This window comes from Larkinella sp. C7 (assembly GCF_006149005.1).
Taxonomy (GTDB): Bacteria; Bacteroidota; Bacteroidia; order Cytophagales; family Spirosomataceae; genus Larkinella.
In genome coordinates this window covers 1-18,100 of the sequence record NZ_VBSL01000006.1, presented here as the reverse complement: position 1 = coordinate 18,100, position 18,100 = coordinate 1, and the positions used below count along the sequence as shown (strand labels likewise).

Sequence of the window (18,100 nt, the reverse complement as noted above, 5' to 3'; positions counted from 1 at the left end):
TTGAACCGTGGCGCCCCAAGCGATTGGAAACTTCTGAAAAGATCCGTATCGAAAAATAAACCCGGCTGGCCGATTTTTCCTGAAAAAATCCCCTCATGCAACAATACACGAAGTTTTTGACACCATAGCAGAAGCCTTTTCGTAGGGAAAACCGCACCTTGCAGCCGCCAAACAGCCCTAGGCGGCTGCGATGCTGCCGAGCGCCCTGGAACGGCAGACGCTCTCGCTTCAGAATCACCCGGTGGGTTTGCTGCTGCGGATGTGGAGCGGGTTAAGAAACGTGACCGTGAAAGTACTAAACCCGTAGTTCAAGGAGTATTTCAGCTCAAAGAACGAAAGGATGACTTTTATCGCTTTGTTTTACTTAGTGTTAATGGACAGCCCGGCCTGGATAGGCCGGGTTTTGTTTATGTAGGTGATAAAAATTTCATACGTACAACCGCAAGTCCTTGTCAACCAAGTCTTATGTGTATTTTTACAATTAATTTGTAGCTAGAAGATCAGCACCGCATGGTCTCCCCGATTACCCTGTATTCGATCCATGATTAGTTCCGACGATACCTTTCTGCCGAAACTGAAATCGCTGAATGACAAAAACTTGACGGATTCTTCGCTATCGGGTGAAACCATTTGCCGGGAAATGGGACTGAGCCGGTCCGGGTTACACCGACTAAAGTCATTTCACCAACCTCTACCCCAACAACCCTTGAATGAACCCGAAAACCGGCATCGGTTTTCAAAAAACCGTACCTATTTTAACCCTCAAATTCCTTTTTATGTCTCTGTTTTACAAAACTACCCGCACGCTACTCAGCCGTTTCCGACCATTTCTCCTGGCTTTATTTTGGGGATTAGCCACCCTGCCCACCCTGGCCCAGACCACCTGGACCGGAAACACCAACGCCGACTGGAACACGGCCGGCAACTGGTCGGCGGGCGTCCCGACAACGACGCTTGACGCCGTCATCCCGAATGTAACGCCCTCACCCACCATCGGGGCCAGCACTTCGGCGGTGGCCAAGTCGGTGGAGGTGCAGAGTGGCGCTACGCTCACCATCGCCAGCTCGGCTACATTGTCCATCAATGACAACAAAACTACGACAAACGGAATCGTCTCTTTCGTTAACGAAGGCGATGTTCAGAACAGTGGGCAACTGTTCATTGGCAACCTCAACAATGCGGGGTCGTATGGTATTCTTAACAACGGTACCTTCAGCAATAAGGCGGGCGGAACAATTCAGATTGACCGAGTGGTCAACGCTTTGTATAACAACACCGGCACCTTCACCAATGCGGCCACAATCACCATCGGGAGCCTTGCAAGCGTAAACGGTTCCGGCCTCTACAATATCGCCACATTCAACAACAACACAGGGGGGCGCATTCAGATCGACCAGACAGGCATTTATGGCTTATACAATGATACGGGCGGCACCTTCACCAATGCGGCAACAATCGTTCTTGGCAGCATCGCTTCAACAAGCAATGCGGGTTTGTCAAATAGTGCCACATTCTACAATAACGCGGGCGGAACGATTCAGATTGATCGGGCCAGCAACAGTGGTTTGTTCAATAACACCGGTTCGACCTTTACCAATTCCGCAACGATTACCATTGGAGGCAATGCATCCGGGTCGGTGGGCACTTATGGAATAATCAACGTGGCTACCTTCAACAACAATACAGGGGGCAGCATTCAGATTGACCGGTCAAATTCGAATGGCATATACAACCAAAGTAGCGGTACCTTCACCAACGCGGCTACGCTCACCATCGGAAGCATCGCTGCTGTCGGAAATACTGGAATTTGGACGTCTGGAGCGTTTAACAATAATGCAGGGGGCAGCATTCAGATTGACCGGTCAAGCTCTGAAGGCATAAACAATAGCGGTACCTTCACCAACGCGTCTACGCTCACCATCGGAAGCATCGCTGCTGTCGGAAGTACTGGAATTTGGACGTCTGGAACGTTCAACAATAATGCAGGGGGCAGCATTCAGATTGACCGGTCAAACTCGAATGGCATATACAATGGCGGTACCTTCACCAACGCGGCTACGCTCACCATCGGAGGCATCGCTGCTGTCGGAAATACTGGAATTTGGACGTCTGGAGCGTTTAACAATAATGCAGGGGGCAGCATTCAGATTGACCGGTCAAGCTCTGAAGGCATACACAATAGCGGTACCTTCACCAACGCGGCTACGCTCACCATCGGAAGCATCGCTGCTGTCGGAAATACTGGAATTTGGACGTCTGGAGCGTTTAACAATAATGCAGGGGGCAGCATTCAGATTGACCGGTCAAGCTCTGAAGGCATAAACAATAGCGGTACCTTCACCAACGCGTCTACGCTCACCATCGGAAGCATCGCTGCTGTCGGAAGTACTGGAATTTGGACGTCTGGAACGTTCAACAATAATGCAGGGGGCAGCATTCAGATTGACCGGTCAAACTCGAATGGCATATACAATGGCGGTACCTTCACCAACGCGGCTACGCTCACCATCGGAGGCATCGCTGCTGTCGGAAATACTGGCATTTGGACGTCTGGAGCGTTTAACAACAATGCAGGGGGCAGCATTCAGATTGACCGGTCAAGCTCTGAAGGCATAAACAATGGCGGTCCATTCACCAACGCGGCTGCGCTCACCATCGGGAGCATCGCTGAGATCGGTCAATATGGCATTTTTACGGTTAATACGTTCAGGAACGAGGCCGGGGGAAATATCCAGATTGACCGGATCACGAATAGTGGTTTGACCAATAATGGTACGGTCATCAACGAAGCATTGTTGACCATCGGAACTACGATGGCTACCTATGGTATTTTCAACAACAACACGATCAACAACAACTGTGGAGGTATGATCACTACCGGGCAAATCATTATGAATACCAGCACCTTTACGAATAACGGCACCATCATCGAGAAGGCCAGCGGCAACAGCAGCATCAGTTCGAATTCGAGTCTGGTCCGAAATCTCAATGGCGGTACCTTCACCATCACAACCAATACTGGGGTGCTCACCACCACCGAAGGAACGGCGGCCACCACCATTACCGCTTCGCCTTCGCTGACCGTCGACCAGGGGCAAAGCGTCACGCTGACCGCCGAGGGGGCCACCAGTTACCGCTGGTCGACAGAAGAGACCACCCCCGCCATCTCGGTAACAGCCGCCGGACCCTATTCCGTCACCGGTACCATCGGTAGCTGTTCTCAAGTGGTTTCCGTTACGCTGACGGTCAATGTCGTAACCGACGTGACGGTGACCAATCCGGCGGCCGTCTGCGCCCCCGCTACGGTCGATCTCACCCAGGGCGTGGCCACCTCCAGCATACCCAATGCCACTTTTAGCTTTTATACCGATGCCGACGGTACGCAGCTCGTGCCCAATCCGGCGGCTGTGGGCGAGGGAACTTATTACGTCAAAGCCACCAGTCAGGAAGGGGGGCCTTCCGCATTGAAACCCATTACCGTTGTGGTCAAGACGCCCCCAACCGTTTCGATTAACCCCAACAATCCGTCTATCTGTTCCGGGCAAAGCACGACCCTGACAGCGTCGGGAGCCGACACGTATCTCTGGAGCACCGACGCGACCTCGGCCACCATCAGCGTCTCAGCCACCGGGCCCTACTCCGTGACGGGCATCACCAATGGCTGTTCGGCGACAGCGACCCAAACCGTCACCGAAAACGCAATTCCCGCACCCAACCTCACCACGAATGTGGTCCCCAGCAGTCCGGGCAGCGCAACCCTCATCCAGAACACCCCTTTCGTCACCCTCACCGCCAGCGGCTGCAGCGGAACCCTGGCCTGGACCGGGCCCAACAACCCCAGCGGATCGACGATTACAGTGCCCACTTCGGCCACCGGCACCCTGAGCTACACGGTTTTCTGCCAGCAAGGCGCGTGTAGCAGCCCGCCCGCCAGTTTCACCATTACCGTCACCACCGGGACCACCACCGGCAGCTTCGACGGCTTTGTCAACGGCGCCGATTGCGGCACTTTCCGGGGCTGGGCCTGGGATCGCAACAAACCCAATACCGTCATCAACATCGAAATTATGGATGGTTCAACCGTCATCGGCACCCTGCCCGCCGGGGACTTCCGACAGGACTTGCTCGATGCGGGGAAAGGCAACGGCAAACACGCCTTCCGCTTCACCATTCCTGAAAGTGTCAAAGACGGGTTGCCCCACAACCTCTCGGCCCGCGTCGCTGGCAGCAGTTTCATCCTGAAAGATTCACCCAAAGCCCTCATCTGCGTGGGCACCGCACCGGTAGGCAACAAACCGCCCCAGCCCCCTACGCCCACGGTGTTGAACGCGCCTTTGACGGCGCAGGTCGGGGTGCCGTTCTCGGGTACACTGGTGGCTTTCACCGATCCGGAAGGCACCACGATGAGCTACGGATTGAGCGATTTACCTGCGGGATTGAGCCTGAATCCGGTCAGTCGGGTGATCAGCGGCACGCCCACCCAAGCCGGCACCTTCGTGCTAACCTATACCGCCACCGACGAAGGCGGAGCCAACAACAGCGTGAGCTTTAACCTGACAATCAACCCGGCGGAAACCACCACCGTCACGGGCAATTTCGAAGGCTACCTCGACAAGGTGGAGTGCGGCACGATTCGCGGCTGGGTCTGGGACCGCAACAAGCCCAACACCCCGGTGACCGTCGAGTTCTATACCGGCAATACGGTTTGGGGCAGCGTGGTGGCCAATATCTACCGGGTGGACCTGAAGAATGCGGGCAAAGGCAACGGGGCACACGCTTACAGTTTCGATGTGCCGGCGGTGTTGAAAGACGGCACGTCGCGCCTGATTTACGGCCGGGTGCAGGGCAGCACGTTTGTGCTGAAAGACTCGGGCAAACCACTGACGTGTAACGTCCCCGTTCGGTTATCGGCCGAAACCGCACCGGATTTGCAGGTGGCGGTGTTGGGCAACCCGGTTCTGGGAACAGCGCTATCCGTCGAAATCCGGGGGGCGGAAGGCCAGCCACTGCGGATGCGGTTGACCGACCTCAGCGGCCGTCTCGTTGGTGAACACCAGATTGAACAGGCCCAAGCCGTGGAACGTCAGACGCTATCGCTTCAGAATCAACCGGCGGGTTTGCTGCTGCTCCGGGTGACGAGCGGATTAAGAAGTGTGACCGTGAAAGTGCTGAAATAGGTACGGTTTTTTGATTATCCACCCCAGCCCGGATTGGTGATTCGGACTGGGGTGTTTTTTTGTCCTTTTGTAAAAAACACCCCCTTCTGCAACAATACACGAAGGTTATGGCACAATAGCAGAAGCCTTTTCATTGAGGAAACCGCATCTTGTCGTCCCGTTTTCCCGGTTTATGCCCTGTTCAAAGCGTTCGACCAGGGCGACCCCAGCCACCGCGACTACCTGGTTTCGCGGATGCCCACTTATAGCTACAAAGAAATGTATGCCAGCAAAAAGGGGAAGCTGTATTACAACGTCTACGCGAGCCGGTCTGGCATTACCGAAAACTGTACCTGGTCGAAGAGCGGGCCAAAAGCGAAGCCGACATAAAAGAAACCAGGTACACCCTCATTGCCAATCGTATTTTCCTGGTGAACCGGTTTTTCAAGGTGCCGGAAATGGCAACGGCGTGAGCTATATTTCCTTGCATTCAGCATCGGGCGGTTGCCATTGATTGCCAGCCTGATCGGGTAAAAGTATTTTCGTTTTGGTCCATTGGAATGGGCGTGGTATCGCTTAACTTATTGGAAAATTCAACCGATGCAACGACAGGAGTTGACATTTATAAAATCATAAAAAATCTTAACCTACCAACATGCGGTTTCTCTTCTTCATTTTAGCGGGTTTCCTGCTGCTTACTTCCTGCCAACAAAAAACCGCTTCTACGTCGATGTCTGACTATTTTACGTATGGCGATTCCATCCAGGCGGGTGGGGTAAAAATGATACCCATTAAAACCCCGGTGGGTGATTTTAAAGTCTGGACAAAGCGCTTTGGCACCAATCCTACAATAAAGATTCTGCTGTTGCATGGCGGCCCGGCCATGACGCATGAGTACATGGAATGTTTTGAGACCTTTTTTCAAAAAGAGGGCTTTGAATTTTATGAATACGACCAACTAGGCTCCTATTATAGCGACCAGCCAACCGACAGCACGCTCTGGACTACCGATCGTTTTGTGGAGGAAGTGGAGCAGGTTCGGCAGGCCATCGGCGCCGACAGCTCCAATTTTTATGTGCTCGGTAATTCCTGGGGCGGGATTCTTGGCATGGAATACGCCCTGAAATACCAGAAGAATTTAAAAGCGCTGCTGGTTGCGAATATGATGGCCAGTGCGCCCGAGTATGGAAAGTATGCCGACGACGTGCTCGCGAAGCAGATGAAACCGGACGTGCTCGCCGAAATACGGGCCATTGAAGCCAAAAAGGATTTTGCGAATCCGCGGTATATGGAACTGCTCATCCCCCATTTTTATAAGGAACATTTATGTCGGTTAACTACATGGCCGGACGGTTTTAACCGCTCTATGAAGCACGGAAACGGCGTGATTTATACGATGATGCAGGGCCCCAGCGAATTTGGAATCGGCGGGCGGCTGGCAAAATGGGATATCAAAAACCGGTTGAAGGAAATTACCATTCCGACCTTGATGATTGGCGCTAAACATGATACGATGGATCCAAAAGCGATGGAAGAACAGAGCAAACTGGTGCAGAAAGGCCGCTACCTCTATTGCCCGGATGGCAGCCATTTGGCCATGTGGGACGACCAAAAAGTGTTTATGACCGGCGTGATTCAATTTATCCATGATGTCGATTCCGGAAATTTATGAGAACCCGTTTTCCCATACTGAGTTTACTGCTGCTCATCGCATTTTCAGCTTTGGCCCAAAAACCGAGGGCGCGGGACATTGGCATTCCGTTTTCGGGAATCCCCGGAAAATGGAATGCCATCACCGACGTCAAGGGCGTCGAAGTGGGTTATAGCACCATCATTTCAGGCCAGGGAAAAAACGTTCGGGGAAAAGGACCGGTCAGAACCGGCGTCACCGCCATTTTACCCAGAGGTCGGAAAAACAACCCGGTTTTTGCCAACTGGTATTCACTCAATGGAAACGGAGAAATGACGGGAACGACCTGGATCACCGAATCCGGTTTTCTGGAAACACCGATCCTGATTACCAATACGAACAGCGTGGGCGTGGTGCGCGATGCCGTTTTGAAATGGTTTGTAAAAACCGGATGGTATAAAGAAGATTACTGGTATACGTACCCGGTCGTTGCCGAAACCTACGATGGCGTTCTGAATGACATTTATGGCTTCCACGTCAAGGAAAACCATGCGTTCGAAGCCCTGGACAACGCCAAATCGGGCCGTGTCCAGGAGGGTAATGTGGGGGGCGGAACCGGCATGATGTGTCTGGGTTTTAAAGGCGGCACCGGAACCGCATCGAGACTCATCAAAATCAAAGATTCCACGTATACGGTTGGCGTGTTGGTGCAATCCAATTTTGGCGCTAAACGACAACTGACCATTGCCGGCGTCCCCGTTGGTGAGGAGTTAAAAGACACGCTAAATTATGAAATCAAAGGGCCACCAGCTTACCGGGAAGAGGGCGACGGTTCCATCATTGTGGTGGTTGCCACGGATGCACCCCTGCTGCCGCATCAGTTGAAACGGATTGCCACCCGCGTGTCGCTCGGCATCGGCATTGTTGGCGGGCGAGGGAACAATGGTTCCGGCGATATTTTCATTGCCTTTTCAACGGCGAACCCCACGGCTTTTCAACGGGAAAAACTGACCAAACTCGACCAGCTTCCCAACGACCAGATGAATCCGCTGTTTGACGCCACCGTTCAGGCCGTGGAAGAATCCATTCTCAACGCGATGGTGGCTGCCGAAACGATGGAAGGCATCAATGGCAACAAGGCGTATGCCCTGCCGCACAAGAAGGTGATAGATTTATTGCGGAAGTATCGACGGATCAGGTAAATTTCGGCAGAAGGACTTGCGCCAACGACGGTTCTGCGTACCTCGCGTCTGTTCTTTCAAAAATAAGTCCGGAAAGTTGTGCTTTTTTTGACCCGGCTGCGAATACCAACAAACCGCTCACTTCACCCGCTGAATGATCGCTTTCACCGGCTTGGGCGACAACACCCGAACCATGTGTTCGGTATCCAGCGGAATATCGACATAATCCCCCGCCGAAAGCCGGATCTTTTCTGTCCCAATCTGGCATTCACATTCCCCTTCCAGAATCAGAAAACTCTCGCGTTCTTCGTGGTGGTCTTCGGGTTTCACTTCTTCTTTTACCCACAGAATAAACTGCTCGATACCGTTGCCGGACCGCAGCGGGTGAACATACAGGTTCCGAAATTCGCGGGTGGGCAGAATCGAAGCCACCGTTCGCTGCCACTGCTCGGCGTCGGAATAGGCATTGATGAGCGGTAGATCACTTAAATCGAAAACCGGGGGTTCTCCCAAGTCGTTCAACATACCGAGGATGCGGTTTTTCAGTTTTGCATCCGGCGTTATCAGCGGTTCTCCCGCCTGCTTCAATGTTAGGCTTATATGATCAATTGCCTGTTGAACAGTAGGATACGCACGGGCCATTCGCTCTACTTCCTGAATCTCTCCGGGCAGAAGAAGGCCACGACAATACTCCTCCAGTATTCCCGAGTTAATAAATTCCTGTACCTTACTCATGCCTTGAAAATAAATCCTGACGATTTCAGCTTTCTACCGGTCAAATCCGGTTTTAACTAAGAACGAATATACGTCGAAAAATAATAAGAATTAATCATCCAGAACCGCATGCGACTCACCGTTACGCCCGAAAACCTCCTCGAATGGATTGCCCTTAAAATCAATCTGGTACCGCTACCGCTTTTGCACGCCCAGATTTTCCCGATTGTGGGCAAAGCCGTGCTCGAAGCCGCCGACAAAGGCATTTTCGAAGCGGTTCACAACGGCAAACAGACGGTGGATGAGATTGCCGCCGAGTGTCGGTTGAATCCAAAAGCGTTGCGCGAATTGATGGGCCTGCTGCTGGTTTTGGGCTATTTCAAACAACGCGATAACCGGTATACGTTGACCCGCATCAGCCGACGCTGGTTGCTGAAAGACCAGCAGGAGTCGGTTTTTGGCATGATGCGGTTCAACAACCGGGTCGTCTGGCCGTGGCTGGAGCAGTTGGGAGATTACCTGAAAACCGGCGAAGGCATTCAGTATCACGACCACCTGACCACCGAACAATGGGCGTATTACCAACAGGCAATGGTGGCAGCCACCGGTACGGAAGCCAGGGAGTTTGGCCGGAAAGCCCCGGTGCCCAAAAACGCCACGCTCATGCTCGACATTGGCGGCTCACACGGCCAGCATTCGGTGGCTCTCTGCCGAAAACTACCGAATCTCCAGGCGGTTATTCTGGATTTACCACCGGCCATCGAGCAGGCGGCTCCGCTGCTGGCGCGCCTGGGCATGGGCGACCGCGTGCGGCACCAGGCAGGCAACGCACTGACGGATGCGTTTGGGGAAGCCCAATACGATATCGTGCTGATGTCCAGTCTGGCGCATCATTTTTCGGAAGAGCAAAACCGCGACGTGGCCCGGAAAGTGGCCAAATCCCTGAAACCGGGGGGCATATACATTGTCAATGAATTTATCCGGCCCGAAGATGACGGAAATTCGGCCGGCGTCGGCACCAATCTGGTGGGCAACAGCATGGATCTGTTCTATGGCCTGACCAGCACCGCCGGGAATTACTCCGTTCGGGAAATTCAGGACTGGCAAAAGGAGGCCGGACTAAAACCGTCGAAAGTCATCACCTACCTCTCGATTCCGGGCCGGGCCATGGTCGTTGCCAAAAAGTAACGGCTGATTGTATCACTCAATCCTTACGTCGAGTCTCTCGGCGATTTAGCCAGTTTTTGCAGCAGTTTCAACCCCTGCTCTTTCAGGTCTTCTTTCGCCTGTTTCACCACGACATCCTTCACCTGGGCGGCCGTCCGACCCGCCAGAAACTGAAGCTGTGGTTTTTTGTAACTCCCGTTCAACGCAAAGTCGATTTTGGCGCGATCGGCGTTTTCGAGCGGCTGGCCCGTTAGCGACGAAAACGCTTTGGCAAACTGGACACCTGCTTTGCCCGTTGGCACATCCAGTTTCAGGACGTATTTCAGGTCTCCTTCCAGTGAATTGGAGCCCGAAACCGTCACGATATTGTCATTGATCCTGACATCGAATGGTTTGATGGTTACAAACCCGTTTTTAACGTCCACTTTCATCAGCAGATCTTTAAACTGCGCATTCCGGAGATCGGACAGTTTCGTTTTTTCGACAAGACGTTCCAAAATCGGGTTATTTTTCAGCGTAGCCTGTACGATCTTCACCAGCGCATTTCCCGTCAAACTATTCAAATCCGGCATCATATCCGGCTCCAACCGCCCGTTGACCGCAAAGGTGCTCGAAAACCGCCCGATCATGTACTGCGCCAGCGGAAAAACCACTTTGGCCAGCGTCAGATGCCGGTGAGCCTGCGCAATGTCGGCGTTGGCAATGTTGACATCAAAGGCAAACCGCGGTTTTGCCAGATCCTTCGGGTCGTAGGTGCCGTTGGTAACAAACTGTCCGCCCAGCGAATTGAATGTCACCTGCTTGATCCGCAGGATTCCGTCGGCCATTTCAAGTTGTCCTTTGACGTTGTTCAGCGGCATTTTGTCGTAAACCGCCTGACCGATGGTTGCATTGACCACAAAACGGATGTTATCAGGAATCTCAACCACCGACGGCTGGGCGGTTTTTGCCTGCGGATCGTCACTCATCCATTCGTTGATAGTCAATCGATTGGCCCGAACGTTGAGCGTCCCTTCCAGCGGCTGGTTTTCGTCCAGCAGAAACGGAATGTAGTTGCTCAAAAAACCGTCGGCCGTGAAGGTGCTGGTTCCCAGCAAGCCCTGCGCCTGTTCGACGTTTAGTTTTCCGGGCAGCAGCCTCAGTCGGGCGGAATTCAGAATCAGCCCCTGCGGCAGACTTTCGCCCCGGTAGTTCAGGTTGGTAATCGCCATCGTGCCGCTGGTCGGAAGCTGGTCATACCGTTTGGCTTTGGCGTCCGAAAGCCGGCCTTTGGTTTCAATGCTGGCGTCGATCAGCCCGGCCAGCCGGGTGCCTTCCATCGGAAAAATCCGGGTTAAACTCGTCAGATTCAGCCGACCTTTGGCAATTACATCGAAAGTATAATCATCGAAATTCTGCACCCAGCCTTTGGCCTGAAAGGGATCACCGGCCAGTTTCAGTTGCAAATTGGCTATGTCCACGCGGGTATCGGCCCGTTTGCCCGTCCGGTTGGTGAGGCTCGCCTGCACATTGATCGCTTCCACCGGTTCCGGAAACTTCATCGACTTCACCGATCCGTTCTCCAACCGGATCAGCCCATCGACCACCGGAAAGAGCTTGGCGGTTTTATCATAGACACCTTTTGCTTTCAGATTCAGATCCGCCAGCCCCCGCAGCGTCATGCTATCCATCGGAAACAACTGCGTCAACTCTTCCAGATTCAGTTTGGCGGTCAAATCGGCCTCGATGCGGGAGCGGGTGAGCCCCTGCACCAGCACCCGCCCGCGAATCGGGTTCCGGCCCAGATCCGCAACCAGTTTTTTCAGGTTAATCACCGTATTATGAAAGTGATCGGTTGCGTTACTGACGGTCAGATCCAGGGCAATGTGCTCGACCGCTGACGCCAAATCCGGGTATTTGAACCGCCCGTCGTTGACGACCAGATTCAGCAGAAACGCCGGGATTTGCCTTGCATTGTAAACGCCCTTCACCGTTCCGTCGAAACGCACCGTTCCGTCGGCATCGATGTCCTGAAACCGCTCGGAATACATCCCGGGCACCAGTGACAGCAGGTTTTTGAAATCACTGTCGGGCGACCGATACGTCAAATCGAACCGCATGGACGTATCCGCCGGTGCCGATGTGCCGGTGGCAATCGAGCCGTTGAGCTCCAGCGGCAACTCATTCACGCGGATGCGGTTGTTGGCAAAAGTATAGACGGACTTTTCAAGATCGGCCCGCAGTTTCATGTCGGCATCCAGCTTTTTATCGCTTAGGTATTCCATGCCGCCGTAGTTCAGCGTGATCCGTTCTGCCTTCGTCTTCAGCACCAAATCCGCCACTTCCGCCGACAAACTGCCGCTGCCGACATGGTTGACCGCTTCCAGCCGAACCGTCATCGGCAAACTCCGGTCGTCATACCGGATCAGACCGTCTTTTATTTCCCATTCGTCGATGTCGAGCGTAAAAGCCGTCTGGCTGGTGTCGGCCTTTTCCGGTTCGTCACTTTCAACGGCTTTGTAGATGTCGTAGTTGGCCCGACCATCGCGCAGAATTTTCACCAGCACGCGTGGCTGGTTGAGATACAGCCCGTTCAATTTCAATTTATCGCCCGAAAGCACACTCAGCAGATTGATTTTTACTTCGAAGGCGCGGGTGCTAAGCAAGGTATCACCCACAAACGGCGTCCGCCCGACTATGCTGAGGGAATCGGTTTGCAAGGTCAGATTGGGAAAGTGGCGAAGCAGCGACAGGCTCACTTTTTCAGGCCGAAACGTGATCCGGGCGTTCACCCGATTGGTCAGTTCCTGCTGAAGGCGGGTTACGATTTTATCCCGAAAAAACATCGGCACAATCCAGGCGACCAGGAGCAGTATGCCCAGCAGTGATGCCAGGATGATTCCGGTTTTTTTCATGCTAATTGCTTGTTTTCTATTTATATAGGACAAACAAAAGCTGAAAAAGTTTGAATAATTTCCGCGACCGGCTTAGGCCATCAGCCGCTTCTCGATGAGCAGAATAAACAAGTGAATGACTTTGATGTGAATCTCCTGAATGCGGTCGGCATAGCCAAAGTGGGGGACGCGGATTTCAACGTCGGCGGTTCCGGCCAGCCTGCCCCCGTCTTTGCCGGTTAGCAAAACCACCTTCATGCCCCGCTGCCGGGCCGCTTCCACGGCCCGGATGATGTTGGCCGAATTACCGCTTGTGCTAATGCCCAGCAACACGTCGCCTTCGTTGCCCAGCCCTTCGATAAAACGCGAGAATACGAAATCGTAGCCATAGTCATTGCCCACACAGGTAAGGTGGCTGGAATCGGAAATGGCGATAGCCGCCAGCGCCCGGCGTTCGTCGCGGTACCGGCCCGACAGTTCTTCGGCAAAGTGCATGGCGTCGCAGTGGGAGCCGCCGTTGCCGCAGGAAATAATTTTATGGCCGTTTTGCAGGGCATCTGCCATCAATTGGGCAGCTTGTCCGATGGCCGTAATTTGGTTAGCGTCGCTAAGAAACGCATCGAGAACCGAGCGGGCTTCGGTCAGTTCCTGGCGAATGATTTGGTCAAGCATTCCCGAATAGGGGTTAATCCGTTGGTACAGTTTCCGGTAAAATAACGACCGGAAACCGTATGAACCAATTCATTTTAAAGAACCAGGGTTCGATAGGGCAGATTCCAGCGCAGGGCCAGGGAGGTCGACGACGTGTTGTATTTCAACCGGTCGGCCTGGCTGTCGCTTTTGCGAACGAGCTGTTGGAAATCGACAAACAGATTGTGTTTCAACATAAACGACAACCGTACGTCGGCGTAGGTGACCAGGGTTTTACGCCCCTGAGCGATGTGGTGGCCCGCCCCCACGGCCTGGCCCGGCCACTCCACCCGGCTTTCATACGGTTTCAGCAAATTGCCGCCATAATTGTAGTTGGGCGGATCGGCCCCGTACTTCATGACGCCAAACGTCCCGGTCAGATTCCAGCGGTCGCGGGGCTGGTAGCGCACAATGGCCAGGCCTTCGATGAAATTGGCCCCGAGCGGATGCGCCAGCGGTTGATTGTAATGCACATAATTGGTTTGGCCGGAGCGGTGGGAATAGGTATAGGGCCGCGCCAGATTCATTTCGGCCTGTAAATCAAGATTCGGAATATCGAAGGCGTCGATGTACTTCAGGCCCGTTTGAAACGCGAATTTATTGACCCACGATCCGTTTCTCGCCCGCAGTTCGCTAATCTTGAACTCATCGAACATCAACTGACCATAGGCCAGAAAATGACCGGCAAAATTGGCTTTGAAATCCAGACCGACCAGCGCATTGTCGGCACTGCCCCGATACGATTCGATGAAACGGTAGAAAATAACGGGGTTAAAATAATTCAATTCCAGTTGGCTCCGGCTGAATACTTCCGCTTCAAAGAGACCAATGTTGACATGCTCGCCAATGTTGACACTCAGGTGGTGAATCGCCGTGTATTTTTGCGGATTCAGTTCTTCATATGCACCGGCCGGTTTCTGACTGTTCTGAAATTCCGTCAGCAGGTTGGTATACTGGAACCGCCCAAACCGGGTACTGATCTTCAGAAAAAGGTATGGCGAACTGTTGTCCGATAAAAACAGGGAACGATACCCATTGCCAAAGATATTCCGGTCATGGCCAAACTGAATGTTGATAATTTTTAAGGCATTGAAGGTAATGTATCCCCGGGCCGACAAAAAATCCGCTCCGCCATAGGGCGCATGGCGGGTAGCAATTAATTTGGCAAAGCCTTCATTGGGGGCAAAGCCTTCATTGAAATTGGTGGTATACTGATTTCCATATTCCCAGATATACCGGGGAAACAGCACTTGATTATCAGACAGAAATGTGTAAAAACTTAAGCGTTTGCGAATGCTCCCGCGAATTTCAACTCCTCTTGAATTAACGTAGGGGTTAACTGACGAGCCCACCGTTCCGGAATTGGTTTCGACTCCGTAGCTAAAGTTGACCACCGGACTGACGTGAATATCATAATCCTCGTTTTCGTAGCTGAAGAGGTCATTTTTTTTCTTATAAAACGCACTGAAAGCCCGTTTGCTGTCGCCCGCCCGTTTCTGACCCGCGTGTAATTCAGCCGTTCGTTCCTGTAGCAGAGGGAGAGAATCCGGATACGCTTTGGGAACCCATTCCCAGCTATCGTCACGCAGGTAGCGGACGGTGGAACGGTCTACCGGGGATAACCGAACAAAGGGATCAGCCAGAATACTGTCGGTTAATTGAACGACTGCCTGGCGACTATACGGTTTTACCGAACTATGGAAACCGCTCGTCCACCGGCCCTGTTTGATTTCAAGCCGGTCGATCAGGTGGTAATAATCACTGTTTAAAGGTATCTTTTGACTTTGACCTTGCGCCGACCCCGACGCCAGCAAAACAAAAGCTATCCCGATTGTATAAATAGTCCTCATTGGAAGCTTCACACTGGCAACCGTGTGGACGGTGTACCCTAAATAACATCTTCTTATTTCAATGCACAAATTAGGGAAAGGGTTTGGATTATCCGACACATTCCCTTTAAATTACACTGAAAAAGCCCCTATGTTTGTTTTCGCCGATCATCCTTCTCTTGCCGACCAATTTATTGCCGAACTCCGCGATGTAACCATTCAGAAAGATCCGATGCGTTTTCGGCGCAATCTGGAACGGCTGGGAGAACTGATGGCCTACGAAATATCCAAGTCGATGTCGTTTCAGGTCGTGAACGTGCAGACGCCACTGGGCGTGTCGTCTACGCCACTGATCAAAAAACCGCCGGTTCTGGCCACCATTTTGCGGGCGAGCCTGCCGTTTCACCAGGGTTTCCTGAATTATTTCGACCGGGCCGAAAACGCATTTATCGGTGCGTATCGCGGTTATCTGCCAACGAGTGAGGATTTTGAAGTGGCGATGGATTACATTTCCAGCCCCGATTTGAGCGGCAAAACCGTCATTCTGATGGACCCGATGCTGGCAACCGGCCGGTCGCTGGAGAAGGTGTATCACGCTCTGCTGCGGTTTGGAACGCCCGCCAAAACGCACATTGCCGCCGTGTTGGCCAGCCCCGAAGGCGTCCGCTATGTACAGGAAAAAATGCCGCAGTGCCACCTCTGGCTGGGAGCCATCGATCAGCGGCTGGATGCCCATTACTACATCGTGCCCGGCTTGGGAGATGCCGGCGATCTGGCTTTTGGCGAAAAAATCTGATCAGAACCCTTCTTTTTTCTCGTCAGCTTTCTCTTTTTTCTTCTCCACTACTTTCTTCGGAGCGTCCTTCGAAGTGGCGGTTTTAGGCTGCGGTTTGGGCTTTTCTTTGGTTTTGTACTGATCCATGTACCGGTCCGTAAACTGCGTTTTCTCAAATACGTCCGCAGCGATGATGGAAATGGCCTTGCTTCCCGCTTTGCCCCCCGCCATGATGCGGTCGTTCAGTTCCTGATCCGACGTCAACAGCGCCAGTTGGGCCGTTGCGCCCCCCGACGATTTATAATCCCAGTAGTACCAGACATCCGGCGAGGCTTCCAGATAAATCGTCGCTTCGTCGCCCCCATCGCTCTTCCGGATTTCGACAAAACCCTCCATTTCCGCGTTGATATCGACGTTATCAATATTGGAAACCCCAATCGGCCCGGTGCTGTAGAGCGCATTGTATTTGTCGGACCAGCGCAGATTGACGTTCGAAAGCACCAGCGAAGCCACAAATTTGGGTGCAGCCTGCGTAATCGAAACGTGCTGGTTCTGCGCTTTAGTGCGGTACACATCCGTCGCTTTCTGGCCGATAATGGCGGCTAGTTTGGCGGTCAACCGGTCGAGATCGTCATCAGCGGGTTCGTCGTTCTTTTCGTCCAGGTTGGCTTTTACCATCTTCTCGGCAATGGCGGCATTCACCGGCTGTGGAATCGGCAGTGCAAAACCGACCAGCGCATTCAGCCGCAACGTCGAACTATCGACCTGCGCCCGGCCCGTTCCGGCGGCAAAAACAAAGTTGTTCGGCGCCGAGCCCGTCATACCGGTATTCATCACATTGACCGGTCCCTGAAAATTCATGACACCCGTGGCATCGTTGAACGTAAACGCGCCTTCGACATCTTCCAGCCCGGCGGCATCCTTCTTCACAATCCGGAAAACTTTGTCTTTCTCGTCGTAGGTCATGACGCCGGTTGCGCGGTACAAATCATCATCCTTGTCGCTTTCCTTCATCGATAAAAATGTCGGATACAGCCCGGCGGTGCCCCCGCCCCGGAAATGCAAACCGGCGGTCAGTGGCTGATTACCGTCATTTTTGAGCGTCTGATCGACTTTGATGCTGAAGGTTTCGCCAATTTTCTCCTTCATTGGAATCCAGTCACTTACCAGATTGGCCCGCTTTTTCAGCGCAATTTTAATCGCCCCTTCCAGTTTCAGATCCTGCTCGGGTGCCATCATCGTGATGCTGCCTTTGAAGGCCACTTTGGGTGCCAGCGTCACGTTGTCCCGTTCGTCGACGTCGGCGCGGGCCACAGTATAATACGTTTTGGCCAGTTCATTGCCATTTTTCCCTTTCCGGCCGACACTCCGGGTGTTCGATGCCAGTGCCACCGGAGCGGCTTCTTTCAGTTCAAAACTCCCCATTTTGATGTTAGCCGTATCGCCTTTGGCAGCCGCAAACTGGTAGACAGCTTCCCCGGAAAACCGGGTCCGCGACTGCACCTGAATGTTACCGCCTTTCAATTTATGGAACAGGCTGGTGGTATCCAGTTCCAGCCGGGCATTCTTGAGCGGCAGCATCTCCCCGTTCCGTTTGATCGTGATCAGGCCTTTTTCCGGGTAAATCCGGGCATCGGCCGACGTCACGTATGGTACTCCGCTGATGTTCAGCGTCGCTTTTTCCACATCATACACCGCCGATGTGGCATTGAATGTCAGCCCTTCCTGTTCCTCTGCGGTGGCCGTAAAGGTGGATGTTTTGGCGGCTTTCATCGTGATGGTTTTGGCCGCGATGTTCCACTGCGCTTTGCTGATCGACGTTTTATAAGCAGCATTCGGGAACTCCAGACTCGACAGCAGGGTGTCGCTGAACGAGGTCGTCGCATTGTTGGTGGCAATGGTTACGACGCCTTTCACCTGATTGAAATCCAGATCGACCTTTGTGCCCAGCAACATGGGTTTCGTCGTGGTTCCCTGCTTATCCGCCACGACGCGGAATTGCGCATTGCCCGCCGTAAAGCCTTCTTTGTTAAACTTGATGTTTTCAGACTGTGCCTCCGAATCCGCCCGTTTCACCGTGCCTTT

9 protein-coding genes and 1 pseudogene are annotated in these 18,100 nt (G+C 53.1%); 5 read left to right on the top strand and 5 right to left on the bottom strand.

Going from position 1 to position 18,100, the window contains the following annotated elements; translation table 11 throughout:
- Positions 1-710: 710 nt before the first annotated feature.
- From FH871_RS16280 to FH871_RS16270, 3 genes are all read left to right on the top strand, one after another.
- Complete coding sequence (locus FH871_RS16280; RefSeq protein WP_138992484.1) at positions 711-5,177, top strand: S-layer family protein; 4,467 nt, start codon at positions 711-713, stop codon at positions 5,175-5,177.
- A gap of 634 nt (positions 5,178-5,811) precedes the next feature.
- On the top strand, positions 5,812-6,828 hold the full coding sequence (locus FH871_RS16275; protein ID WP_138992483.1) for a proline iminopeptidase-family hydrolase: 1,017 nt from the start codon (positions 5,812-5,814) through the stop codon (positions 6,826-6,828).
- Positions 6,825-7,988 (top strand): P1 family peptidase, encoded by a 1,164-nt coding sequence (locus FH871_RS16270; protein WP_138992482.1) that lies wholly within the window; start codon positions 6,825-6,827, stop codon positions 7,986-7,988. The genes FH871_RS16275 and FH871_RS16270 overlap by 4 nt, the downstream gene beginning before the upstream one ends.
- Positions 7,989-8,105: 117 nt before the next feature.
- Here FH871_RS16270 and FH871_RS33155 read toward each other — a convergent pair whose 3' ends face one another.
- The gene (locus FH871_RS33155; RefSeq protein WP_171062861.1) at positions 8,106-8,492 is read right to left on the bottom strand and encodes a cupin domain-containing protein; all 387 of its coding nucleotides are present in this window, start codon (positions 8,490-8,492) and stop codon (positions 8,106-8,108) included.
- Between the two features lie 318 nt (positions 8,493-8,810).
- On the opposite strand from FH871_RS33155, the gene FH871_RS16260 reads away from it, so the two are divergent.
- Complete coding sequence (locus FH871_RS16260) at positions 8,811-9,869, top strand: class I SAM-dependent methyltransferase (RefSeq protein ID WP_138992480.1); 1,059 nt, start codon at positions 8,811-8,813, stop codon at positions 9,867-9,869.
- A gap of 23 nt (positions 9,870-9,892) precedes the next feature.
- Here the strand turns inward: FH871_RS16260 and FH871_RS16255 are convergent, their stop codons facing one another.
- The 3 genes from FH871_RS16255 to FH871_RS16245 form a co-directional block, all read right to left on the bottom strand.
- The gene (locus FH871_RS16255) at positions 9,893-12,742 is read right to left on the bottom strand and encodes an AsmA-like C-terminal region-containing protein (RefSeq protein ID WP_138992479.1); all 2,850 of its coding nucleotides are present in this window, start codon (positions 12,740-12,742) and stop codon (positions 9,893-9,895) included.
- A gap of 72 nt (positions 12,743-12,814) precedes the next feature.
- Entirely contained in the window at positions 12,815-13,393 is a 579-nt protein-coding gene (lpcA, locus tag FH871_RS16250) for a D-sedoheptulose 7-phosphate isomerase (RefSeq protein WP_138992478.1), read from the bottom strand.
- A gap of 74 nt (positions 13,394-13,467) precedes the next feature.
- Positions 13,468-15,261: a hypothetical protein gene (locus tag FH871_RS16245; protein WP_138992477.1), complete on the bottom strand. Its 1,794-nt coding sequence runs from the start codon at positions 15,259-15,261 to the stop codon at positions 13,468-13,470.
- A 130-nt stretch (positions 15,262-15,391) separates the two neighbouring features.
- Here FH871_RS16245 and upp point away from each other — a divergent pair, with 130 nt between their 5' ends.
- On the top strand, positions 15,392-16,036 hold the full coding sequence (upp, locus tag FH871_RS16240; RefSeq protein WP_138992476.1) for a uracil phosphoribosyltransferase: 645 nt from the start codon (positions 15,392-15,394) through the stop codon (positions 16,034-16,036).
- Here upp and FH871_RS33150 read toward each other — a convergent pair.
- Positions 16,037-18,100, bottom strand: a pseudogene (locus FH871_RS33150) (hypothetical protein); the annotation flags it as partial.